Source organism: Aequorivita aquimaris, from assembly GCF_001573155.1.
In the GTDB taxonomy this organism is placed as follows: Bacteria; Bacteroidota; Bacteroidia; order Flavobacteriales; family Flavobacteriaceae; genus Aequorivita; species Aequorivita aquimaris.
On record NZ_JRWG01000008.1, the window covers coordinates 72829 to 96490 of the forward strand.

General features: G+C 41.1%; 18 protein-coding genes and 5 tRNA genes. 22 read left to right on the top strand and 1 reads right to left on the bottom strand.

Annotation, left to right across the window (positions count from 1 at the left end; genetic code table 11):
• Positions 1–12 precede the first annotated feature (12 nt).
• From LS48_RS12180 to LS48_RS12280, 21 genes are all read left to right on the top strand, one after another.
• Positions 13–897, top strand: coding sequence for a ComEA family DNA-binding protein (locus tag LS48_RS12180; protein WP_062622792.1), 885 nt, complete (start codon positions 13–15; stop codon positions 895–897).
• A 46-nt stretch (positions 898–943) separates the two neighbouring features.
• Positions 944–2110, top strand: coding sequence for an acyl-CoA dehydrogenase family protein (locus LS48_RS12185; protein ID WP_062622793.1), 1167 nt, complete (start codon positions 944–946; stop codon positions 2108–2110).
• Between the two features lie 26 nt (positions 2111–2136).
• Positions 2137–3555, top strand: a complete 1419-nt coding sequence (locus tag LS48_RS12190; RefSeq protein ID WP_062622794.1) for a carboxypeptidase-like regulatory domain-containing protein — start codon at positions 2137–2139, stop codon at positions 3553–3555.
• Positions 3556–3643: 88 nt separating this feature from the next.
• The gene (rpsU, locus tag LS48_RS12195; RefSeq protein ID WP_062622795.1) at positions 3644–3838 is read left to right on the top strand and encodes a 30S ribosomal protein S21; all 195 of its coding nucleotides are present in this window, start codon (positions 3644–3646) and stop codon (positions 3836–3838) included.
• A gap of 163 nt (positions 3839–4001) precedes the next feature.
• Positions 4002–4889 carry a tyrosine-type recombinase/integrase gene (locus LS48_RS12200; protein WP_062622796.1) on the top strand — a complete coding sequence of 296 codons (888 nt, stop codon included), beginning with the start codon at positions 4002–4004 and terminating at the stop codon, positions 4887–4889.
• A gap of 62 nt (positions 4890–4951) precedes the next feature.
• Positions 4952–5254: a ribosome hibernation-promoting factor, HPF/YfiA family gene (gene hpf, locus LS48_RS12205; protein ID WP_062622797.1), complete on the top strand. Its 303-nt coding sequence runs from the start codon at positions 4952–4954 to the stop codon at positions 5252–5254.
• Between the two features lie 113 nt (positions 5255–5367).
• A tRNA-Thr gene (locus LS48_RS12210) sits at positions 5368–5441 on the top strand.
• Positions 5442–5491: 50 nt separating this feature from the next.
• Positions 5492–5573 (top strand) — tRNA-Tyr (locus LS48_RS12215).
• Positions 5574–5692: 119 nt separating this feature from the next.
• Positions 5693–5765 (top strand) — tRNA-Gly (locus tag LS48_RS12220).
• Between the two features lie 83 nt (positions 5766–5848).
• A tRNA-Thr gene (locus LS48_RS12225) sits at positions 5849–5920 on the top strand.
• Positions 5921–5976: 56 nt separating this feature from the next.
• Complete coding sequence (tuf, locus tag LS48_RS12230; RefSeq protein ID WP_062622798.1) at positions 5977–7164, top strand: elongation factor Tu; 1188 nt, start codon at positions 5977–5979, stop codon at positions 7162–7164.
• 106 nt (positions 7165–7270) lie between these two features.
• Positions 7271–7343, top strand: a tRNA-Trp gene (locus LS48_RS12235).
• Between the two features lie 50 nt (positions 7344–7393).
• Positions 7394–7582 (top strand): preprotein translocase subunit SecE, encoded by a 189-nt coding sequence (gene secE, locus LS48_RS12240; protein WP_062622799.1) that lies wholly within the window; start codon positions 7394–7396, stop codon positions 7580–7582.
• 3 nt (positions 7583–7585) lie between these two features.
• Positions 7586–8140: a transcription termination/antitermination protein NusG gene (gene nusG / locus LS48_RS12245; RefSeq protein WP_045081578.1), complete on the top strand. Its 555-nt coding sequence runs from the start codon at positions 7586–7588 to the stop codon at positions 8138–8140.
• A gap of 64 nt (positions 8141–8204) precedes the next feature.
• The gene (gene rplK / locus LS48_RS12250; protein ID WP_062622800.1) at positions 8205–8642 is read left to right on the top strand and encodes a 50S ribosomal protein L11; all 438 of its coding nucleotides are present in this window, start codon (positions 8205–8207) and stop codon (positions 8640–8642) included.
• A gap of 21 nt (positions 8643–8663) precedes the next feature.
• On the top strand, positions 8664–9362 hold the full coding sequence (rplA, locus tag LS48_RS12255) for a 50S ribosomal protein L1 (RefSeq protein ID WP_045081580.1): 699 nt from the start codon (positions 8664–8666) through the stop codon (positions 9360–9362).
• 12 nt (positions 9363–9374) lie between these two features.
• Positions 9375–9896: a 50S ribosomal protein L10 gene (rplJ, locus tag LS48_RS12260; RefSeq protein WP_045081581.1), complete on the top strand. Its 522-nt coding sequence runs from the start codon at positions 9375–9377 to the stop codon at positions 9894–9896.
• A gap of 95 nt (positions 9897–9991) precedes the next feature.
• Positions 9992–10369 carry a 50S ribosomal protein L7/L12 gene (gene rplL, locus LS48_RS12265; protein WP_062622801.1) on the top strand — a complete coding sequence of 126 codons (378 nt, stop codon included), beginning with the start codon at positions 9992–9994 and terminating at the stop codon, positions 10367–10369.
• A 135-nt stretch (positions 10370–10504) separates the two neighbouring features.
• Positions 10505–14317, top strand: coding sequence for a DNA-directed RNA polymerase subunit beta (rpoB, locus tag LS48_RS12270; protein ID WP_045081583.1), 3813 nt, complete (start codon positions 10505–10507; stop codon positions 14315–14317).
• Between the two features lie 78 nt (positions 14318–14395).
• On the top strand, positions 14396–18694 hold the full coding sequence (gene rpoC / locus LS48_RS12275; RefSeq protein ID WP_193392800.1) for a DNA-directed RNA polymerase subunit beta': 4299 nt from the start codon (positions 14396–14398) through the stop codon (positions 18692–18694).
• Positions 18695–18803: 109 nt separating this feature from the next.
• On the top strand, positions 18804–19124 hold the full coding sequence (locus LS48_RS12280) for a DUF3467 domain-containing protein (protein ID WP_045081585.1): 321 nt from the start codon (positions 18804–18806) through the stop codon (positions 19122–19124).
• Positions 19125–19211: 87 nt separating this feature from the next.
• Here LS48_RS12280 and LS48_RS12285 read toward each other — a convergent pair whose 3' ends face one another.
• The gene (locus LS48_RS12285; RefSeq protein ID WP_062622802.1) at positions 19212–20831 is read right to left on the bottom strand and encodes a peptide chain release factor 3; all 1620 of its coding nucleotides are present in this window, start codon (positions 20829–20831) and stop codon (positions 19212–19214) included.
• 485 nt (positions 20832–21316) lie between these two features.
• On the opposite strand from LS48_RS12285, the gene LS48_RS12290 reads away from it, so the two are divergent.
• On the top strand, positions 21317–23662 hold a 2346-nt coding region (locus LS48_RS12290), incomplete at its 3' end, for an Ig-like domain-containing protein (protein ID WP_193392799.1).

Here is a 23662-nt window from a genome sequence, read left to right on the forward strand (position 1 = left end):
AAACGAAATTGTATGGAACTAAAATCCCACTTCACGTTCAGCAAGCAGCAACGGAGTGGGATTTTGCTTTTGTTGTTGCTCATCGTTTCATTATTATGTGTTTATTGGTTCGTTGATTTTTCGGAAGAAGATACTTTGGATATTTCTTCATCGGAAATTGTCTCAATGCAAAAAGAAATTGATTCGCTTCGTACAGTTGAAATTGAAAGCAAAAAGCCAAAAAAATATCCCTTCAACCCAAATTTCATTACAGATTACAAAGGCTACGTTTTGGGAATGACCAATGAAGAAATTGACCGTTTGCTGCAATATCGAAAGGAGGGCAAATGGATCAATTCCGCGGCAGATTTTAAAAAGGTTACGGGAGTTTCAGATTCGTTGTTGAATGCATTGAGCCCGTATTTTAAATTTCCCGATTGGGTCAACAATCCGAAGCTGAGAAGTGATTTCAAAGATTATAAAAGCGAAAAAGGCTTTACCGAGAAAACTTTTTCACAAAAAATAGATCTCAATATCGCTACGGAAGAGCAGTTACAGCAGGTTAGTGGTATTGGCGAGGCATTGAGCAAACGAATTATTTCGTATCGCGAAAAGTTGGGCGGATTTTCACACGATGTACAATTATATAGCGTTTACGGATTGGAACCTTCGGTGGTACAGCGCGCACTTAATCTTTTTACGGTAAAAACTCCAAAACAGATAACGAAGATAAATGTGAACACGGCCTCTGCTTCCGACATCTCCACCGTACCGGGAATCTCTTTTGAAATGGCAAAAAAAATCTGGGAGTTCAGGCGTCTGCGTGAAAAAGTAACTACCACTGAGGAACTGGCCAAAATTGAAGGAATGACGGAAAGAAAGTTACAGCTAATTCAGTTATATTTGTCCGTTGAGTAAATTTTCTAAATCGCCGAAAGGCTCATAAATAATAGTTTTGCACCGCATGGATAAAATGTATTTTACAGAAGAACACGAATTTTTTAGAAAGAGTTTTCAGGATTTTCTTCAAAAGGAAGTTGTCCCCCATATAGAAAAGTGGGAGAAAACCGGCCATATAGAACGTTTCATTTGGCAGAAATTTGGCGAGATGGGCTATTTCGGAATCTATCAGCCCGAGGAATATGGTGGCCTGGATCTCGACCTTTTTTATACCGTAATCTTTTTGGAAGAACTTCAAAAAGTGAATAGCGGCGGTTTTGCGGCGGCTATGTGGGCGCATGCCTATTTGGCGATGACGCACCTTAAAAAAGAGGCCAACCACGAGCAAAAGGAAAAATATCTTGCACCGAGTATAACTGGTGAAAAAATAGGCTGTCTTTGCATTACCGAACCTTTCGGAGGTAGTGATGTTTCCGGGATGCGGAGTACTGCCGTAAAAAAAGGCGATAGTTACATTCTGAACGGTTCCAAAACATTTATCACCAACGGAATTTATAGCGATTATTTGATTGTAGCGGCAAAAACAGCTCCCGAATTGGGCAACAAAGGAATAAGCATTTTCGTGGTGGACCGCGATGCAAAAGGCGTTTCCGCAACCAAACTCGATAAATTGGGCTGGCGCGCTAGCGATACGGGAGAGATTGCCTTTGACAATGTGGAAATTCCCGCGGAAAATTTGATGGGCGAGGAGAACAAAGGTTTTCCGTACATCATGCAACATTTCGCCTTGGAGCGTTTGATTATGGGCATCAACGCCCACGCCCGTAGCGAGTTTGCTTTGGAATATACCATTCAATATATGAAGGACCGTTTTGCTTTCGGAAAAAGTATTTCAAAATTTCAGGCGTTGCGGCACCGCGTTGCACAGATTGCCAGTGAAATTGAGGTATGCAAGACCTTTAACTACGTTACGGCGAAACGGTTGAATGAAGGGGAATATGTGGTAAAGGAAGCTACGATGAGCAAACTCATTTCCACTAAAGTTGCCGATGAGGTAATGACCGAATGCCTTCAGTTTTTGGGCGGGTACGGTTATATGGAAGATTACCCATTGGCGCGTTTACTGCGTGATAGTAGGCTTGGGCCCATCGGTGGTGGAACTTCCGAGATTTTACGTGAGATAATTGCGAAGATGGTTATTGAGGGCAAGGAATATAAGCCGGCGACATAATTTATTCATAATTCTAATTTCAGGAAATGAAGCATTTCACTTTAAAAAGTCTTTTTACCTTATTTATTTTTTTCATCACAGCAACAACCTTCGCCCAAACTGAGCTAAAAGGTAAGGTTGCCGATTTCTTAACATTTCAGCCCATTGAAAGCGCCAGTGTTTATATTGAAAACACAACTATCGGCTCCATAACCAATGCCGATGGAAATTTCGTTTTGAAAGTGCCACAACAACATTTGCAGGATACGTTAGTAATTTCTTCTATCGGATATAAAAGCTTTAAGGTTATAATCAGCGAATTTGAAAACGGCTCCGATATATTTTTGGAAGAAGATGTTGCTTCTTTAGATGAAGTGGTAATCGTTGCTGATCCGCGACCCACAACCGGAAATGGTATTGTTGAGAAAGCCATTGAAAAACTTCCGAAAAACCTTCCCGAGCAAGCCTACCTTCAAAAGGGATTTCTGCGCCACAAAGAGCGCAACAAAAAGGAATACAAATGGCTTATTGAAAGCGCCATCACCTTATATGATTCCAGTTATGCTGCCGGAGCAAAGGACAACCTAAAAATAAACGTGGACGAAACCCGTAAAAGTTATGATTTAAGGGATGTTGATAGCCTGTTTACCTATTCCGCTTATTTAAAAAGCATGAATTCAAAGGCCTCAAATTTGAATAGAAATTCGATTAAAACTTCCTCTTTAATTGAAGCCATAAAATGGAACGACAGCCGCGTGAATGGCTTGGAGAATCTTTTTAAGGGCAAGCTCAATTTGGTCCGCAACTCAAATGTTACCGGTGCATTGTTGGGGAAAAATATGTTGGAAAAGCATCAGTTTGAACTCGATACTATTTTAGTTGACAACGGACGAAAAATCTATAAAATCAAAATTGAAAAAGGAGCCGATTTTGTTGGGCTGAACACGCCGAACATCTACAACGAGGGTTTTGAGCCCAAGGGATGGATCTATATTTATTACGACAATTACGCCATCAAAAAAGTGGAGTATGAACTTGTTGCCGCATCTGACGTACAGAAAAAACGCAGCAAGAGTCTTTTTGATACGCAGACCATCCACAAACTGGTAATGACCTATAAGGATTACGACGGAAAAATGTATCCGAATTATATCTACTACGAAACCCCAAAACTAGTAAACACGGGCGACCGTTCTTCCGATAGGATAAAGACCGAGGCCGAACCGGGATTTGACAAGGACGAACAGTATTACTACACCATTCAGGAAATTTTGTTCAGCGACATCATACAGGAGCCAGAACTTATAAAACAGGAACTTCAACAAAACGATTGGTCCGCAGATATTTTTTCAAGTAAGCCTTACAATGAATCTTTTTGGAAAAGTTACAACGTTTTGTTGGAGAGTAAAGAGGAGGAGAAGCTTATACAGGATTTGAGCAAACGTGCATCTTTGTATAAAGAATAACTTTTTTTAAAAAAAGTCACAAGTCATAACTCATAACTCATAACTATTTTCTATCTTTGCCGCCCTAAAGAGAGGAGGTGATGACACTATGTTAATTATACCAGTTAAAGACGGAGAAAATATCGACAGAGCGCTGAAACGTTTCAAGCGTAAATTTGACCGTACCGGAACTATGCGCCAGTTGCGCTCACGACAGGCTTTTACTAAGCCTTCGGTTAAGAAAAGAGCACAGCTTCAAAAAGCACAGTATATTCAAAACTTAAGAGATCAGGAAGATATTTAATGTTTTTTATTTGAATCTTAAACATATAAATCCGTTGTGAAAATTTTCCAACGGATTTTTTTATGGTTAAAAGTTATTGGCTTTTTAAGTTAATCAGTTATTTTTAGAATCCCAGAGTTTCAATCTTAAAAATTGATAAACTAAAACAAGCCGTTATAAAACAATGATCTTTCAGCCTTTTGTAGAATATCTCCAGTTAGAGAAAAAGTATTCACCACATACGGTGACTGCCTATTTAAAAGACATTGAAGATTTTCAGGCTTTTGCTTCTGCGGAATTTCAGTATGCTGAAATTGTAGATGTGAATTATTCCGTGGTGAGAAGCTGGATAGTATCACTCGTAGATTCAGGTATTTCAAACAGAACCGTAAACCGGAAGATTTCATCTTTAAAAACCTACTATAAATTTCTCTTGAAAACGGGACAAATAGAAATTAATCCTTTAGCAAAGCACAAGGCGCTGAAAACTTCAAAAAAGATTCAGGTTCCCTTTTCGGAAAAGGAAATTGGGAACGTAATGGAAATGTTTGGAGAAGAGAATGATTTTGAGGGATTGCGCAACCGTTTAATCGTGGAGCTTTTTTATTCCACCGGAATTCGCAGGGCAGAGTTGATCAATATTAAAGTAACTGATGTTTATTTTGCGCAGAAAACTTTAAAGGTTTTGGGCAAAAGAAACAAAGAGCGCATTGTTCCACTTTTGCCCACGGTGCTGCAATCTATAAATGATTATTTGCAACAGCGGAATGATCTTGAGAACATAAAAGACACCGATGCTTTATTTCTTACCCAAAAAGGGGTTAAAATTTATGAAACTCTTGTCTATCGGATTATTAATTCATATTTTAGTAAAGCTTCGGAAAAGGTGAAGAAAAGTCCGCATATTTTGCGGCATTCCTTTGCAACACATCTTTTAAACGAAGGCGCAGATATTAATTCGGTAAAGGAGTTGTTGGGGCATTCCAGTCTTGCTTCCACACAGGTTTACACACAGAATAGTATAGCGAAGTTGAAGGAGGTTTATAAAAACTCACATCCACGAAACGGATAAATTCAAAAAAACACTTTATGGGGTAAAATTACATATTACATTAACTTTAAATATAATATAGTATGAAGGTAAACATTCAAACACCCAACTTTGCTGCCAAAGATGAACTTTTGGCATTTGTTGAAGGCAGATTGTCCAAACTAGAGCAGTTTTACGATAGAATTATTTTTGCTGACGTATTTTTAAAAGTGCAAAAAACCAGCGAGAAGGAAAATAAAATTGTGGAGGTGCTATTGAGCATTCCTGGAGACGATATGATGGTAAAGAAAGAGGCGAAAAGTTTTGAGGAGGCTGTGGATGATGTTGTTAAGGCCCTTGAAAGACAGCTTAAAAAAAGAAAACAAAAACAAAAAGCATATTTGTAATAGAATTTTTTAGAAAAAGTTTTGTAGAAAAAATAATTTCTCTACATTTGCAGTCCGTTAGAAATAGCGGACTTTTTTATGGCTGAAAAATAGCCTTAAAAAGAGGTCAAAAAGCCGATGTAGCTCAGCTGGCTAGAGCAGCTGATTTGTAATCAGCAGGTCGTGGGTTCGAGTCCCTCTATCGGCTCTTGAAATTTTGGAAACGCTCCTTTTAAAGTATAGGCTTTAAAAGGTCTTGGGGAGATACTCAAGCGGCCAACGAGGGCAGACTGTAAATCTGCTGACTACGTCTTCGCAGGTTCGAATCCTGCTCTCCCCACAGTTTGAAAATTCCAATTTTCAAGCACCAAATTCCAAAAGAATTTGGCTTCAGAATTGGAACTGTTCTTTAAAATTTTGGAATTTGGAATTTCTTTTTTTTTGGAATTTCAATAAATTGCGGGAGTAGCTCAGTTGGTAGAGCGTCAGCCTTCCAAGCTGAATGTCGCCGGTTCGAACCCGGTCTCCCGCTCAAAATGAGTTACAAGTTGTAAAGTTGCAAGTTACAGGTTGGAGTAACCTGAAGCTCGAAACCTGAAACCTGAAACCAAAAACGCCGGTGTAGCTCAGGGGTAGAGCGTTTCCTTGGTAAGGAAGAGGTCATGGGTTCAATTCCCATCATTGGCTCAAGTTTAGAATACAATAGATCACTAATATATAACTAAGATTAAAATAAATACAAAATGGCAAAAGCAACATTCGATCGTTCAAAACCACACTTAAATGTTGGTACAATTGGACACGTAGATCACGGTAAAACAACTTTAACAGCTGCAATTACTAAAGTAATGGCGGATGCTGGTTTCTCTGAAGCACGTTCATTCGATCAGATTGACAACGCACCAGAAGAAAAAGAAAGAGGTATAACAATTAACTCTTCACACGTAGAGTACCAAACAGCTAACCGTCACTATGCGCACGTTGACTGTCCTGGTCACGCGGATTATGTAAAAAACATGGTAACAGGTGCTGCCCAAATGGACGGTGCTATTCTAGTTGTTGCTGCTACAGACGGACCTATGCCGCAAACTCGCGAGCACATCCTTCTTGGTCGCCAAGTAGGTATTCCACGTATTGTTGTATTTATGAATAAGGTAGATATGGTAGATGATGAGGAATTATTAGAGTTAGTTGAGATGGAAATTCGTGACCTTCTTAACTTCTACGAATATGATGGTGATAATGGGCCTGTGGTTCAAGGTTCAGCTCTTGGAGCTCTTAACGGAGAACAAAAATGGGTTGATACAGTTTTGAAATTGATGGAAGAAGTTGATTCTTGGATTGAACTTCCAACCCGTGATGTTGATAAGCCTTTCCTTATGCCTATTGAAGATGTATTCTCTATTACAGGTCGTGGTACTGTTGCGACTGGTCGTATTGAAACTGGTATCGCAAAAACTGGGGATCCTGTAGAAATCATCGGCATGGGTGCTGAAAAATTAACTTCTACTATTACCGGTATTGAGATGTTCCGTCAAATCCTTGATAGAGGTGAGGCTGGAGATAATGCTGGTATCTTGTTAAGAGGTATTGAAAAATCACAGATTTCTAGAGGTATGGTTATTACTAAACCTGGATCTGTAACACCACACGCTAAATTTAAAGCTGAGGTTTATATCCTTAAAAAAGAAGAAGGTGGACGTCACACTCCATTCCACAACAACTACCGTCCACAGTTCTACGTTCGTACAACTGATGTAACTGGAACAATTTCGCTTCCTGATGGTGTTGAAATGGTTATGCCTGGTGATAACTTGACTATCCACGTTGAGTTGCTTCAACCAATTGCAATGAATGTAGGTCTTCGTTTCGCAATCCGTGAAGGTGGGCGTACTGTAGGTGCGGGTCAGGTAACTGAAATTTTAGACTAATTATATAATTATAAAAAGCACTGGGTGTCCCGAATTAACTTCGGGATACCTTGGCTTTTATAGCGGGTTTAGCATATTGGCCTTTAAATGGTGCTAATCCTTATAGACGGGTTTAGCTCAGTTGGTAGAGCACTGGTCTCCAAAACCAGGTGTCGGGAGTTCGAGTCTCTCAACCCGTGCAAAAGATGAAAACCTTTGTTACATCTATAAAATCTTAAACTGCGACAAAATGGTAAATTATATTACAGAATCGTATAAAGAACTTAAAAATCACGTTACTTGGCCTACTTGGGCAGAAGCACAGAAGTTAACTGTTATTGTAGCGGTGTTCTCTGTTTTATTGGCTTTGGCAGTTTGGGGCGTAGATACCGTTTTCAGTAAAATGGTTGGTTTATATTTTGATTGGATCAAGTCGTAAGCAATGACCGAAACAACAAGTACAAAAAAGTGGTATGTGGTCCGTTCAGTAAGTGGACAGGAAAACAAGATCAAATCGTATATCGAAAATGAGATAAAACGATTGGAACTTGAGGATTATATTGACCAAGTGCTAGTGCCCACTGAAAAAGTAATACAGATTCGTAACGGAAAGAAAGTAAACAAAGAACGCGTTTATTTTCCCGGTTATATAATGATACAGGCAAATCTGGGTGGAGAAATTCCACACATCATAAAATCTATCAACGGAGTAATCGGCTTTTTGGGTGAAACCAAAGGAGGAGATCCCGTGCCGCTTAGACAATCTGAAGTAAACAGAATGTTAGGTAAGGTTGATGAACTTTCAGTGAAAGATGATAGTGTTAACATCCCTTACACAATTGGCGAAACCGTAAAAGTAATAGACGGACCGTTCAACGGATTTAACGGAACCGTGGAAAAGATAAATGAAGAGAAACGCAAGCTCGAAGTAATGGTGAAAATTTTCGGAAGAAAAACACCATTAGAGTTGAGCTATATGCAAGTAGAAAAAGTTTAATTGTTACGCTTAATAGGTTTTTCGGAGGCTTCCACTTTTGAATAACCACATTTAAAAATTAGAAATGGCAAAAGAAATCAGTAAAGTAGTTAAGTTGCAAGTTCGCGGAGGTGCTGCCAATCCATCACCCCCAGTTGGACCTGCTCTTGGTGCTGCCGGTGTTAACATCATGGAGTTCTGTAAGCAATTCAACGCTAGAACCCAGGATAAGCAGGGGAAAGTATTGCCAGTAGCGATCACAGTGTATAAAGACAAGTCTTTTGACTTTGTAATTAAAACACCACCCGCTGCAGTACAAATACTAGAAGCTGCAAAAGCGAAAAAGGGCTCCGGTGAACCACACGCAAAAAAAGTAGCCACAATCTCTTGGGACCAAGTTAAAACGATCGCGGAAGATAAAATGCCCGATCTTAACGCATTTACCGTAGAGTCTGCTATGAAAATGGTAGCCGGTACTGCACGTTCCATGGGAATAAAAGTAAAAGGTGACGCACCTTTTTAATCTGAAAAAAGAATCTATAAAATGGCACGATTAACTAAAAAGCAAAAGGAAGCCGCATCAAAAATAGAGCCTAACAAGGCCTATTCTGTAGCTGAGGCTTCTGCTTTAATAAAAGAAATCACCAGCGTAAAGTTTGATGCTTCCGTTGACCTTGCAGTACGTCTTAACGTGGATCCACGTAAAGCGAACCAAATGGTCCGTGGCGTTGTTACCCTTCCGCACGGAACTGGTAAGGACGTAAAAGTGTTGGCATTGGTAACTCCCGATAAGGAAGCCGAAGCCAAAGAAGCCGGAGCAGATTACGTAGGTCTTGATGAGTACCTCGATAAAATTAAAGGAGGATGGACAGATGTTGACGTAATTGTAACTATGCCAAGCGTAATGGGTAAATTAGGTCCTTTAGGACGTGTACTAGGTCCTCGTGGCCTTATGCCAAACCCAAAAACAGGTACAGTAACAATGGACGTTGCTAAAGCAGTTTCTGATGTAAAAGCTGGTAAAATCGACTTCAAAGTTGACAAGACTGGTATCGTACACGCAGCAATCGGGAAAGCATCTTTTGATGCCGAAAAGATTGCAGGAAACGCAAGAGAATTATTAACAACCCTCGTTAAACTTAAACCTCAGGCCGCAAAAGGTGTTTACATTAAGAGTATCTTCATGTCAAGCACAATGAGCCCAGGAGTTGAAGTGGATACAAAAAGGTTTACTGAGCAGTAAAAACTGGAAATTATGACAAGAGAAGAAAAATCACAAGTAATTGAAACGTTGACTGCACAGTTGTCTGATAATGCCAATATCTATCTGGCAGACATTTCAGGCCTTGATGCAGGGAATACTACCAACCTTCGCCGCGCTTGTTTCAAAGCAGGGGTTCAGTTGGCAGTTGTTAAGAACACATTGCTTAAAAAAGCGATGGAGAGTTCAGATAAGGATTTCGGTGAGCTTACAAATATCCTGAAAGGAAATACATCTTTGATGATTTCTGAAACAGGAAACGCGCCTGCCAAAGTAATTAAGGAATTCAGAAAGAAATCTGATAAGCCTCTTTTGAAGGGAGCCTATATCCAAGAGTCAATTTATGTTGGCGACAATCAATTGGATAGTCTGGTTGAACTTAAGTCGAAAGACGAACTTATTGGAGAAATTATCGGGTTGTTGCAATCGCCTGCTAAAAATGTTGTTTCAGCACTTAAATCAAGTGGTGGAAAGCTTGCGGGAATTGTTAAGACCTTATCCGAAAGAGAAGGATAAAAAACCCCTTTTGTCTTCCTTTAAAGGGAGATATAGAGGAATGTTATTGCACTAATTAATTTATATAAACACAATTATTTTTAAAAACGATAGAAATGGCAGATTTGAAAGATTTCGCAGAAAAATTGGTTAACCTAACAGTAAAAGAAGTTAATGAGTTAGCTACAATATTAAAAGATGAGTATGGCATTGAGCCTGCTGCTGCAGCTGTTGCTGTTGCTGCTGGTGGTGCTGCTGCAGGTGGAGACGCCGCTGAAGAGCAATCAGAATTCACAGTAATGTTGAAAGCTGCTGGTGCATCTAAACTTGCAGTTGTAAAACTAGTTAAGGAATTAACTGGTGCTGGTCTTAAAGAAGCAAAAGAAATGGTAGATAACGCTCCTTCTCCAATTAAAGAAGGCGTTTCTAAAGACGAAGCTGAAGCTTTAAAAGCTCAATTAGAAGAAGCTGGAGCTGAGGTTGAGCTTAAGTAAGCTCCTTACGTTCCAAACCTTAAGGTTTAGGTCTTCCGTTTCGGCGGAAAGACCTAAACCATTTTGCGTATATAATGGTTAATGCCTTTTTATACGATTATTTCATTTTCATTTTAATTAAAATTCCGTCCATAGATGTCAGCAACGCAAACTGAAAGATTGAATTTTTCCTCTGTAAAAAATAAGCCGGAATATCCCGACTTTTTGGACATTCAGATTAAATCCTTTCAGGATTTTTTCCAGTTGGAAACCAAATCAGAAGAAAGAGGCCAAGAAGGATTGTACAAAACCTTTTTGGAAAATTTCCCGATTACCGATACCCGCAACCAATTCGTTTTAGAGTTTTTAGACTATTTCGTAGATCCCCCAAGATATTCCATACAGGAGTGTATTGAGCGCGGACTTACCTATAGCGTCCCTCTAAAAGCGCGATTGAAACTGTACTGTACAGACGCCGAGCACGAAGATTTTGAAACCATCGTACAAGATGTCTATCTCGGTACCATCCCATATATGACCCCCAGCGGAACGTTCTGCATCAACGGGGCCGAGCGTGTTGTTGTTTCACAGCTTCACCGTTCTCCAGGGGTGTTCTTTGGCCAATCCTTCCACGCAAATGGAACGAAGCTTTACTCTGCCCGCGTAATTCCTTTCAAAGGTTCATGGATTGAGTTTGCCACAGATATCAACAGCGTGATGTACGCGTACATTGACCGTAAGAAAAAATTGCCCGTAACCACACTTTTCCGCGCCATCGGTTTTGAAAGAGATAAGGATATTCTTGAAATATTCGACCTTGCGGAAGAAGTTAAAGCTTCAAAAACGGGGCTTAAAAAATATATTGGCCGCAAATTGGCGGCACGTGTGCTGAAAACTTGGCACGAGGATTTCGTGGATGAAGATACAGGCGAGGTGGTTTCCATCGAGCGTAATGAGATCATTTTAGACCGTGATACTGTTCTTGAAAAAGAGCATATTGACGAAATTATCGATTCCGGAACAAAAACAATCTTGTTGCACAAAGAGGATAACCTTCAGGCAGATTACGCCATTATCCACAATACACTGCAAAAAGACCCTACCAACTCAGAAAAGGAAGCGGTAGAACACATATACAGACAACTTCGTAATGCCGAACCACCTGATGAGGAAACGGCTCGTGGTATTATCCACAAGCTATTCTTCAGCGACCAAAGATATAATCTTGGTGAGGTAGGGCGTTACAGAATGAACAAGAAACTGGGTCTTGATATCCCAATGGACAAGCAAGTGCTTACCAAGGAAGATATTATAACCATAGTTAAATATTTGATCGAGCTTATTAACTCTAAAGCTGAGATTGATGATATTGACCACCTTAGTAACCGTCGTGTACGTACTGTGGGTGAGCAATTGTCGCAACAGTTTGGCGTTGGTCTTGCCCGTATGGCACGTACCATCCGCGAGCGTATGAACGTTCGTGACAACGAGGTATTTACACCTATCGATTTGATTAATGCGAAAACACTTTCGTCAGTAATCAACTCATTCTTTGGTACCAACCAGCTTTCACAGTTTATGGACCAGACCAACCCACTGGCAGAGATTACGCATAAGCGTCGTCTTTCGGCACTTGGGCCAGGTGGTCTTTCCCGTGAAAGAGCAGGTTTCGAGGTTCGTGACGTTCACTATACACACTACGGCCGTTTGTGCCCGATTGAAACACCTGAAGGACCAAACATTGGTCTTATTTCTTCACTTGCTGTTTATGCGAAAGTGAATAACCTTGGTTTCATCGAGACACCATACCGTAAAGTTACGGATGGTAAAATTGACTTGAAACATGAGCCTGTTTATCTTTCTGCTGAAGAAGAAGAAGAAAAACACATTGCACAGGCAAATATTCCACTTTCAGACAAAGGTGAAATTGAAACCGACAAGGTAATTGCACGTATGGAAGGTGACTTCCCTCTTGTGGAACCAACGGTTGTAAATTACGCTGACGTTGCGCCAAACCAGATTGCATCTATCTCAGCATCGTTGATTCCATTCTTGGAGCATGATGATGCGAACCGTGCACTGATGGGCTCAAACATGATGCGCCAGGCGGTACCTTTGTTGATTGCAGATTCACCAATCGTGGGAACTGGTCTTGAAAGACAAGTTGCTTCCGATAGTCGTGTATTGATAAATGCTGAAGGAGACGGTGTAGTAGAGTATGTTGACGCAAATGAAATCACAATCAAATACGACCGTACCGAGAACGAACGTATGGTAAGTTTTGATTCTGATGAAAAAACATATCAACTGGTAAAATTCAGAAAGACAAACCAGAGTACTTCCATTAACTTGAAGCCAATTGTTCGCAAAGGCGATAGAGTGAAAAAAGGACAGGTGCTTTGTCAAGGATATGCTACTGAAAAAGGAGAATTGGCCTTAGGCCGAAACATGAAGGTTGCCTTCATGCCTTGGAAAGGGTATAACTTTGAGGATGCGATCGTTATTTCTGAAAAAGTAGTTCGCGAAGATATTTTCACTTCCATACATATAGATGAATACTCTTTGGAGGTTCGCGATACCAAATTGGGTAACGAGGAATTGACAAACGATATTCCAAACGTTTCGGAAGAAGCTACAAAAGATTTGGATGAATTCGGTATGATCCGAATTGGCGCCGAGGTAAAACCTGGCGATATCCTTATCGGGAAAATTACGCCTAAAGGTGAAAGCGACCCAACGCCAGAAGAAAAACTGCTTCGTGCCATTTTTGGTGACAAAGCAGGTGACGTTAAGGATGCTTCGCTAAAAGCTTCGCCTTCGTTGAACGGGGTGGTGATAGACAAGAAATTGTTTGCCCGTGCCGTAAAAGATAAGCGCAAACGTGCAAAAGATAAAGAGGACATCGCAGAACTTGAAGCAAAATACGAAGCAAAATTCGTAGCACTGCAAGATGTTTTGGTTGAAAAACTTTTCGCAATTGTAGGTGGAAAAACTGCTCAAGGTGTAAATAACGATCTTGGCGAAGTAGTTTTCCCTAAAGGTAAAAAGTTCACATTAAAAATGCTTCACGCGGTTGATGATTATACCCACTTAACGGGAGGTACTTGGACGACTGATGATGAAACCAACGTATTGGTGGCAGATTTAATGCACAACTATAAAATTAAGGAAAACGACCTTCAAGGTAACTTGCGTCGTGAGAAGTTTACAATCTCTGTAGGAGATGAGCTACCTTCCGGAATTTTGAAACTTGCCAAAGTTTACATCGCTAAAAAGCGTAAACTAAAAGTAGGGGACAAGATGGCGGGACGTCACGGAAACAAAGGTATTGTAGCACGTATTGTACGTGAGGAAGATATGCCTTTCCTTGAAGACGGAACTCCTGTAGATATCGTGTTGAACCCACTTGGGGTACCATCGCGTATGAACATTGGGCAGATTTATGAAACCGTTCTTGGATGGGCCGGACAAAAATTAGGTCGCAAATATGCAACCCCAATTTTTGACGGTGCAACTATTGACCAAATAAATGAATTGACCGATGAGGCTGGAATTCCAAGATTTGGACACACCTATCTATTTGATGGTGGCACCGGGAAGCGTTTTGACCAACCTGCAACTGTAGGGGTTATCTATATGCTGAAACTGGGCCATATGGTAGATGACAAGATGCACGCACGTTCCATCGGACCGTACTCGCTTATTACGCAACAACCTCTTGGTGGTAAAGCACAATTTGGTGGTCAGCGTTTTGGGGAGATGGAAGTTTGGGCCTTGGAAGCATACGGTGCATCCAGCACGCTTAGAGAAATATTGACTGTTAAATCTGATGATGTTATTGGAAGGGCGAAAACCTACGAGGCAATCGTAAAAGGGGAAACCATGCCAGAACCAGGATTACCGGAATCTTTCAACGTACTTATGCACGAATTGAAAGGATTGGGTCTTGATATTAGATTAGAGGAATAGCCCACGGGGTCATTCCGATACCGTAGGCGCGCGATTAATCGCGCGCCTACAAACAAAAATTAATTTTTTTTCAACATGATGAACAGAAATAAAGAAAACACAGTACAGAAATTCGACAAGATTTCTATTGGTTTGGCTTCCCCTGAATCCATTTTGGCGGAATCACGCGGCGAAGTATTAAAGCCCGAAACAATCAACTACCGTACGCACAAGCCTGAGCGTGACGGTCTTTTCTGTGAGCGCATCTTTGGTCCGGTAAAGGATTACGAATGTGCCTGTGGTAAATATAAAAGAATCCGCTACAAAGGTATCGTTTGCGACCGTTGTGGGGTGGAAGTAACGGAGAAGAAAGTACGTCGTGACCGTGTGGGGCATATCAATTTGGTGGTTCCCGTGGCGCATATTTGGTACTTCCGTAGCCTTCCTAACAAAATTGGTTACCTTCTTGGATTACCTTCCAAGAAATTGGATATGATCATTTACTACGAACGTTATGTAGTAATTCAGCCAGGTATCGCAAAATATGAAGGTGGTGAGAATGTGAAGAAAATGGATTTCCTTACCGAGGAAGAATATCTAGCCATACTTGATTCACTTCCGCAGGAAAACCAGTATTTGGAAGAAACAGATCCAAATAAATTTATTGCGAAAATGGGAGCAGAGTGCTTGATCGATCTTTTACAGCGAATCGATTTGGACACACTTTCATACAACCTTCGCCATAAAGCAAACAACGAAACTTCAAAACAACGTAAAACCGAAGCGTTAAAGCGTCTTCAAGTTGTAGAGGCACTTCGCGATGCGAACAAAAATCGCGAGAACAAGGCTGAGTGGATGATTATGAAAGTAATCCCAGTAATTCCGCCGGAATTGCGTCCCTTGGTGCCGCTTGATGGTGGCCGTTTCGCAACTTCAGATTTGAACGATCTGTACCGCCGTGTAATCATCCGTAACAACCGTTTGAAGCGATTGATGGAGATAAAAGCTCCTGAAGTAATCCTTCGTAACGAAAAGCGTATGCTTCAGGAATCGGTAGATTCATTGTTTGACAACACGCGTAAATCTTCAGCAGTTAAAACTGATAGTAACCGTCCATTGAAATCCCTTTCAGATTCATTGAAAGGTAAGCAAGGGCGTTTCCGTCAAAACCTGCTTGGGAAGCGTGTGGATTATTCGGCTCGTTCGGTAATCGTCGTGGGGCCGGAATTGAAATTGTTCGAGTGCGGTCTTCCAAAAGATATGGCTGCCGAACTTTACAAACCTTTCGTAATCCGTAAATTGATTGAAAGAGGAATTGTAAAAACAGTAAAATCTGCAAAGAAAATTATAGATAAAAAGGAGCCCGTAGTTTGGGATATTCTTGAAAATGTATTGAAAGGTCACCCAGTTATGCTTAACCGGGCCCCAACTTTGCACAGATTGGGTATTCAAGCGTTCCAGCCTAAATTGATTGAAGGAAAAGCGATTCAGCTTCACCCATTGGTTTGTACTGCATTTAACGCGGATTTCGATGGTGACCAGATGGCTGTTCACCTTCCACTTGGGCCAGAGGCTATTTTGGAATGCCAGCTTTTGATGCTTGCTTCACATAACATTTTGAACCCGGCAAACGGTAGTCCGGTTGCGGTTCCTTCACAGGATATGGTTTTGGGTCTATACTATATGACCAAACTAAAGAAAACCATGGGCGATGTAGTTGTGAAAGGAGAAGGCCTAACTTTCTATTCAGCGGAAGAAGCTATTATTGCCTATAATGAAGGCAAGGTAGATCTTAATGCCGAAATAAAAATCAGAACCAAGGATTTCAATGAAAACGGTGAGTTGGTGAACCAAATTATTACCACCACTTTGGGAAGGGTAATCTTTAACGAGAAAGTTCCTGAAGAAGCTGGTTTCATAAACGAAGTATTGACCAAAAAGTCGCTTCGTGATATTATCGGTAAAATTTTGAAAGTTACTTCTGTTCCAGTAACATCAGCGTTCCTTGACGAAATTAAAGGTCTTGGGTATAAATTCGCTTTTGAAGGTGGTTTGTCTTTCAGCTTGGGTGACATTATTATCCCTGCCGAAAAGCAAAGCATGATTGATAACGCCAACGAACAAGTTGACGGTATTATCAACAGCTACAACATGGGGCTTATTACGAACAACGAACGTTACAACCAGGTAATTGATATTTGGACCGCAACGAATGCTGAACTTACCGAGCTTTCTATGAAGCGTATTCGCGAGGATCAGCAAGGATTCAACTCTGTGTATATGATGCTTGACTCTGGGGCGAGGGGTTCTAAGGAACAGATCCGCCAGTTAACAGGTATGCGTGGATTGATGGCGAAACCGAAAAAATCAAACTCCGGTGGTGGTGAAATTATCGAGAACCCGATTCTTTCTAACTTTAAGGAAGGTCTTTCAATTCTTGAATACTTTATCTCTACCCACGGGGCGCGTAAAGGACTTGCGGATACGGCTCTTAAAACTGCGGATGCTGGTTACCTAACACGTCGTTTGGTGGATGTTTCACAGGATGTTATTATCAATATTGAAGATTGCTACACCCTTCGTGGAATTGAGGTTTCTGCCTTGAAGAAGAACGAAGAGATTGTGGAATCCCTTCGCGATAGAATTGTAGGACGTACAGCACTTAACGATATTGTTAACCCATTGACTAAGGAATTGCTTGTTGCTTCTGGCGATCATATTACGGAAGAAATAGCCGATGCTATTGGCAAATCTCCGTTGGATAGCGTAGAAGTACGTTCTGCACTAACCTGCGAAGCTAAACAAGGAATCTGTTCACAATGTTACGGTCGTAACCTTGCTACCAATAAAATGGTTCAGCGTGGGGAAGCTGTGGGTGTTGTGGCTGCACAATCCATTGGGGAACCAGGAACCCAGCTTACACTTCGTACGTTCCACGTGGGAGGTATTGCGGGGAACATTTCCGAAGAGAACAAATTGGTTGTTAGATTTGACGGTAAAGCAGAGATCGAAGATCTTAAAACCGTTAAAGGTGAAGATAGCCAAGGCAAAACAGTTGATATTGTAATTTCACGTACTTCTGAAATTAAACTAGTTGACAAGAAAACCGGTATTACGTTAAGTACCAATAACATTCCATACGGTTCCACCCTTTACGTAAAGGATGGCGATAGCCTGAATGCTGGTGATGTGGTTTGTTCTTGGGATCCCTACAACGGTGTAATTATTTCAGAATTTGCTGGAAAAATTAAATACGAAAACATTGTTCAAGGTTTAACCTATCAGGTAGAGATTGATGAGCAAACTGGTTTCCAAGAAAAAGTAATTTCTGAATCGAGAGATAAAAAGCGTATTCCAACCCTTCAAATTTTAGGGAAGAAAGACGAAGTTATCCGAAGCTATAACTTGCCTGTTGGAGCCCACTTGATGGTGGACGATGGCGACAAAATTAAGATCGGTAAAATTCTTGTGAAGATACCACGTAAATCTGCGAAAGCGGGTGATATTACAGGAGGTCTTCCGCGTGTTACTGAGCTTTTTGAAGCGCGTAACCCTTCAAACCCTGCAGTTGTTAGTGAGATTGACGGTGTAGTTTCCTTCGGAAAAATAAAACGTGGTAACCGTGAGATTATCGTTGAGTCCAAATTGGGCGAAGTTAAAAAGTATTTGGTGAAACTTTCAAACCAAATTCTTGTTCAGGAAAACGATTACGTTCGTGCAGGTATGCCACTTTCTGATGGTTCCATCACACCAGAGGATATCCTTCGTATAAAAGGTCCATCTGCAGTACAGCAATATCTTGTGAACGAAGTTCAGGAGGTGTACCGTCTGCAAGGGGTGAAGATCAACGATAAGCACTTTGAAGTTGTGGTTCGCCAGATGATGCGTAAAGTACAGATTCAAGATCCGGGAGATACTACTTTCCTTGAAGACCAATTGGCGCATAAAGATGATTTCATTGAAGAGAACGATAAGATTTTCGGAATGAAGGTAGTTACAAACGCCGGGGATTCTGAAAACTTGAAGGAAGGTCAAATCCTTTCTCCACGTACGCTTCGCGATGAGAACTCTTTATTGAGAAGAAACGATAAAGTACTTGCAGAAGCGCGCGATGCGGTTCCTGCAACGGCCACTCCAGTACTTCAGGGTATTACGAGAGCGTCGTTACAGACCAAGTCATTCATCTCTGCGGCTTCCTTCCAGGAAACCACCAAAGTATTGAACGAAGCAGCGGTTGCTGGTAAGGTCGATACCTTAGAAGGCTTGAAAGAGAATGTAATTGTAGGCCATAAAATACCAGCCGGTACCGGTATGCGTAGATATGATACTATAATTGTAGGTTCTAAGGAAGAGCTTGAGGAAATGAACCGCGTAAAGCAGGAAGTGAATTATAATTAAAGAGGTCATTTCGACTCCGCTCAATGACCGTGGTCTGAGCGGAGCCGAAGACCAATATTTTCTGTCATAGGAAATCTAAAATCTAATAACTAACGTCTAAAATCTAATAATGGCAGATCAAAAAAAAGAACAACCCAAACAAGGGCAGATAAACATAGAATTGGACGAAACCGTGGCTCAGGGTATTTATAGTAACTTGGCCATAATCAACCATTCTGTTTCTGAATTTGTGGTGGATTTTGTAACCATTATGCCGGGAATTCCAAAAAGTAAAGTGAAGTCCAGAATTATCTTGACGCCACAACACGCAAAAAGATTTCTGAAGGCATTGGGTGACAATGTGAAAAGATTTGAAAACGCTCACGGCGAAATAAAGGACTATGAGCAACCGCCTATTCCTTTAAACTTCGGCCCTACTGGCGAAGCATAAGAACATAAAAAAGCCCCGAAATTTTCGGGGCTTTTTTTATTTAAATATCATTTTATAACGTATCAAATTCGCAGGAATCAAATCCTATTATTTAGCTTCCATCTTCGAGCTTCCGGCTTTTTCAAACTCGCTCACAAAATGCAATTTCACATTTGGATATTTTGATTGGGTCATTTGAAGTGTAAATGCAGAATCTGCAAAGAACACTAATTGGCCGCGTTTGTCCTTCGCCAAAAATTTCGCCTTTACCCTTTTAAAATCTGCAAATTCCTCACTTTTTGGATCTTTTGCTTCTACCCAACAGGCTTTGTGCACGTTTAGATTTTCGTAACTACATTTAGCTCCGTACTCGTGCTCCAAACGGTACTGGATTACTTCAAACTGTAGTGCGCCTACGGTACCGATTACTTTTCTATTGTTTAATTCCAAAGTGAAAAGCTGTGCAACGCCTTCATCCATCAACTGATCAATGCCCTTTTCCAGCTGTTTGCTCTTCATCGGGTCTGCGTTGTTTATATATTTAAAGTGCTCCGGAGAAAAGCTTGGAATGCCTTTGTATCGCATCTCTTCGCCCTCGGTCAAGGTATCTCCAATTTTGAAATTTCCTGTATCGTGCAGTCCCACAATATCACCTGGATACGAAATATCCACTATTTGTTTCTTTTCGGCAAAGAACGCATTGGGGCTGGAAAATTTTAGCTTCTTGCCGTGGCGTACGTGCAGGTATGGTGAATTTCTTTCAAAAGTACCCGAAACGATCTTAACAAATGCCAAACGGTCGCGGTGCTTGGGATCCATATTTGCGTGAATCTTGAAAACGAAACCTGAAAATTCTTTTTCATCGGGCTTTACCAAACGTGTGTCACTTTCCTTTGGGCGTGGGGTAGGAGCTATCTCAACGAAACAGTCCAACAACTCGCGGACTCCAAAATTATTCAATGCGGAACCGAAAAAAACCGGCTGCAGTTCTCCATTTAAATACTCATCGCGATTAAAATCCGGGTAAACCTCATAGACCAATTCAAGCTCTTCCCGAAGGGTTTTGGCTGCTTTGTCGCCAACCAATTTCTCCAGTTCAGGGCTACTTACGTCTTCAATCTCAATGGTTTCCTCAATATTTTTTCTGCTATCACCGCTGAAAAGATTTACGTTTTTTTCCCAAATATTGTAAATTCCCTTAAAATCATAACCCATCCCAATTGGGAAACTTAGGGGCGTTACGCGAAGGTTCAGCTTTTGCTCGATTTCATCCAAAAGCTCGAAAGCGTCCTTTCCTTCGCGATCCATTTTATTGATGAAAACGATCATTGGAATGTTTCGCATGCGGCAGACTTCAACTAATTTCTCAGTCTGTTCTTCCACACCTTTTGCCACATCAATAACAACAATTACGCTATCTACGGCAGTTAAAGTCCTAAAAGTGTCTTCCGCGAAATCCTTGTGGCCGGGCGTATCGAGGATGTTGATTTTTATCCCTTCATATTCGAAGGCCAAGACAGAAGTTGCCACAGAAATCCCACGCTGGCGCTCTATTTCCATAAAGTCACTGGTGGCACCTTTTTTAATTTTGTTGCTTTTTACGGCCCCGGCTTCCTGAATGGCACCTCCAAAAAGAAGCAGTTTTTCTGTCAAGGTGGTTTTTCCGGCATCTGGGTGACTAATGATTCCGAAAGTTCTTCGGCGTTTTATTTCTTTTGTTAAGGACATTGTTTTTCTTCTAAATAGGATGCAAAGATAAAGTTTGTTTATTCAGATTTAAACCGTAAATGGTAAGAATTACCTTTTGATTTTTTCTTTCAAATAATATAATTTTTAAAAATACTTTTTCTTCCTATATTATGAATCTACTAGAGAGGTTTTAATTTTACAATATTGTATTGACATTTATTGGTTTACTTGAACATTATAATACAATTAGAATCTTAAAACTGGGATTTTTTTCTTACCAAACTACTTTCCAAAAGCCTTATATTCAGGGTATATACGTACTAACACGTATGTCTTTTTCCTACAAAATTTCTTGTTTTTTCAATCAATTTAGGTCGTTTGCCGACTATTTTTTACAGTTCAACTAATACTTGTTTGTTAGTAATTCCTTAACAGTTTTTACACTGTATATTTGAACATTAATTGTGGTGAAATGTTACTTATAGCATTATCAAAAGATATCGGTATTAATAAAATTCTAACTTATGTTTAAAATAATTACTAAATTATTAGCTTCTGATAAGAGGTTCTTAATAGGTCTCATTTTAATAGGTTGCTTGAGTAGCCAGGGCTATTCTCAAGCGATAGGTTCTTCAGATGAGGGAGAAGTAATATTGCCATATTCGCAAGAATACTTGGATCAATATAATGCTGATCTAGATAAAAAAGCAGCAAATTATAATGCAACGTTTCGTTCTAAATCAAAAGCGCAAGCTTTTGATAATGGTCAGAAAGGAAATGTTGTTGGGGCTTGTAATCTCATTACTTGCGGATCTTTTGAAAAGGACGATGTTGATGGGGGCACCTTCCGAACTGCCATAGGCGGTACCAATGGTCAGTACCAAGCTGATGCAAGATATACCTGTTGGAATGATGACGGAACTGTAGATTGGTCTGAAGGGCAATATATCTCTTATTCAACCACAAACTCTAATTCAGTATATCCTGGTATTATTGAGCCGTCTACTTTTGATGGTGGTGGTTTTGCTATATTTTCATTTCAAAATGAAGCTATTCGCCAAACTTTAACTGTAGTTCCAAATACAGTCTATACTGTATGTTTTGAAATAGCTGTAATACCAAGATACGCTACTGTTAATAGTTATAATCAAGGAGGAGGAATATTGGAATATGCGCCTAACCTGCAATTTGGAGTAAGAAATGGTGCAGTTCAAATTTCTGACCCATTAACATATACCCATAACGATTTAATACAACACCCTCAAAGCGATTTCCCTACAAGGTTGTCATTTTCTTCAAGTGGTAATGGAGGAAATCAAAATCCAGGCGGTTGGACAGAAATAAACCCTTATTGGGAAAATAGATGTATAACATTTAGATCTGGGAATTCCGCAACTTCTGTTGAAGTTTTCTACAAAACTGGAAATCCAGGACGATCAGTTGTTTTGGTTGATGGTTTAAGATTGTCTGTGGAGGGTTTTGCAAACTCTCCCGAGCTTTCAGTAACTTCTAAAGAGTATTGCCAGCCTACCCAGGTGCAGCTTGATTCTTTTGTTACTTCAACTACTCCGATAGGTGCAGAATTGTTGTGGACCACAAACCCGGATTTAAGCGTTACGGCAGATCATTTATCAAGCAACCCTACAGTTACAACTCCGGGAGTTTGGTATGCATTTTATTATAACTCTGGTTTGGGATGTACTTCGCCATCGCGAAAACTTACTTTAACAAATTCAAACTTAGATTCAAGTTACACAAAACAAGACGTAAGTTGTTTTGGCGAGGACGATGGTTCTATTGACCTTTCGGTAACGGGAGGTTCCGGAACCTATACCTATTCATGGACTACTGTTGACGGTAGCGGTTTAAACCCTACGGCACAGGACCAAACGGGGCTAACTGCGGGTACTTATAACGTAACAGTAAATGATGGTAATTGTACTACTCAGGAAACAGTTGTAATTACACAGCCTAATCAAGTTAATGTGGACGCAGGCAGCTACGGGCCGCTTTGCGAAAACGATAGTCCCATTACCTTAACCGGTACTCCAACCAATTCCAACGGAACATGGAGCGGTACGGGCGTTACGGACAACGGCAACGGAACGGCGAGCTTCGACCCAACCGGTCTTAGCGGTACAGTTACCGTTACCTATACTTATACCATTGGTAGTTGTTCTGCAAGTGATACGGCAAATATAGTAATAAATGAAGCCCCAGATGCCCCAACAAGCACGGGCGACATTACGGAATGTGAGCAATCACCAATACAGACATTGGATGCCAACGATGCCATCGTGCCACAGACGGGCATTAATATATTTTGGTATGACGCAGCAACCGGAGGCAACTTTGTGCCTTCGCCAACCTGGAATACAATAGGTTCAAAAACATATTATGCCGAAGCTGTTAACGATACTTCTGAATGTGCTAGCGAAACCCGCACTCCTGTTAAATTGGAAATCATTGCGGCACCGCCCGTTGACGACCCTTCGGACGTTACCGCCTGCGACAGCTACACGCTGCCAGCGCTCACCAACGGGAACTACTACACCGGCCCTGGCGGTACGGGCACGCAGCTCAACGCCGGCGATGCGATCACCAGCACGCAGACGATCTACGTATATGCCGAGACCGGCACCACGCCGAACTGTAGCGCCGAGAACAGCTTTTTGGTGACGATCAACGACACCCCTCCGGTTGACGACCCTTCGGACGTTACCGCCTGCGACAGCTACACACTGCCAGCGCTCACCAACGGGAACTACTACACCGGCCCTGGCGGTACGGGCACGCAGCTCAACGCCGGCGATGCGATCACCAGCACGCAGACGATCTACGTATATGCCGAGACCGGCACCACGCCGAAC

Excerpts from the sequence above, each read along its gene's own strand:
- LS48_RS12180 (WP_062622792.1), top strand. The coding sequence starts at position 13 with ATGGAACTAAAATCCCACTTCACGTTCAGCAAGCAGCAACGGAGTGGG.
- LS48_RS12185 (WP_062622793.1), top strand. The coding sequence starts at position 944 with ATGGATAAAATGTATTTTACAGAAGAACACGAATTTTTTAGAAAGAGT.
- LS48_RS12190 (WP_062622794.1), top strand. The coding sequence starts at position 2,137 with ATGAAGCATTTCACTTTAAAAAGTCTTTTTACCTTATTTATTTTTTTC.
- rpsU (WP_062622795.1), top strand. The coding sequence starts at position 3,644 with ATGTTAATTATACCAGTTAAAGACGGAGAAAATATCGACAGAGCGCTG.
- LS48_RS12200 (WP_062622796.1), top strand. The coding sequence starts at position 4,002 with ATGATCTTTCAGCCTTTTGTAGAATATCTCCAGTTAGAGAAAAAGTAT.
- hpf (WP_062622797.1), top strand. The coding sequence starts at position 4,952 with ATGAAGGTAAACATTCAAACACCCAACTTTGCTGCCAAAGATGAACTT.
- tuf (WP_062622798.1), top strand. The coding sequence starts at position 5,977 with ATGGCAAAAGCAACATTCGATCGTTCAAAACCACACTTAAATGTTGGT.
- secE (WP_062622799.1), top strand. The coding sequence starts at position 7,394 with ATGGTAAATTATATTACAGAATCGTATAAAGAACTTAAAAATCACGTT.
- nusG (WP_045081578.1), top strand. The coding sequence starts at position 7,586 with ATGACCGAAACAACAAGTACAAAAAAGTGGTATGTGGTCCGTTCAGTA.
- rplK (WP_062622800.1), top strand. The coding sequence starts at position 8,205 with ATGGCAAAAGAAATCAGTAAAGTAGTTAAGTTGCAAGTTCGCGGAGGT.
- rplA (WP_045081580.1), top strand. The coding sequence starts at position 8,664 with ATGGCACGATTAACTAAAAAGCAAAAGGAAGCCGCATCAAAAATAGAG.
- rplJ (WP_045081581.1), top strand. The coding sequence starts at position 9,375 with ATGACAAGAGAAGAAAAATCACAAGTAATTGAAACGTTGACTGCACAG.
- rplL (WP_062622801.1), top strand. The coding sequence starts at position 9,992 with ATGGCAGATTTGAAAGATTTCGCAGAAAAATTGGTTAACCTAACAGTA.
- rpoB (WP_045081583.1), top strand. The coding sequence starts at position 10,505 with ATGTCAGCAACGCAAACTGAAAGATTGAATTTTTCCTCTGTAAAAAAT.
- rpoC (WP_193392800.1), top strand. The coding sequence starts at position 14,396 with ATGAACAGAAATAAAGAAAACACAGTACAGAAATTCGACAAGATTTCT.
- LS48_RS12280 (WP_045081585.1), top strand. The coding sequence starts at position 18,804 with ATGGCAGATCAAAAAAAAGAACAACCCAAACAAGGGCAGATAAACATA.
- LS48_RS12285 (WP_062622802.1), bottom strand. The coding sequence starts at position 20,831 with ATGTCCTTAACAAAAGAAATAAAACGCCGAAGAACTTTCGGAATCATT.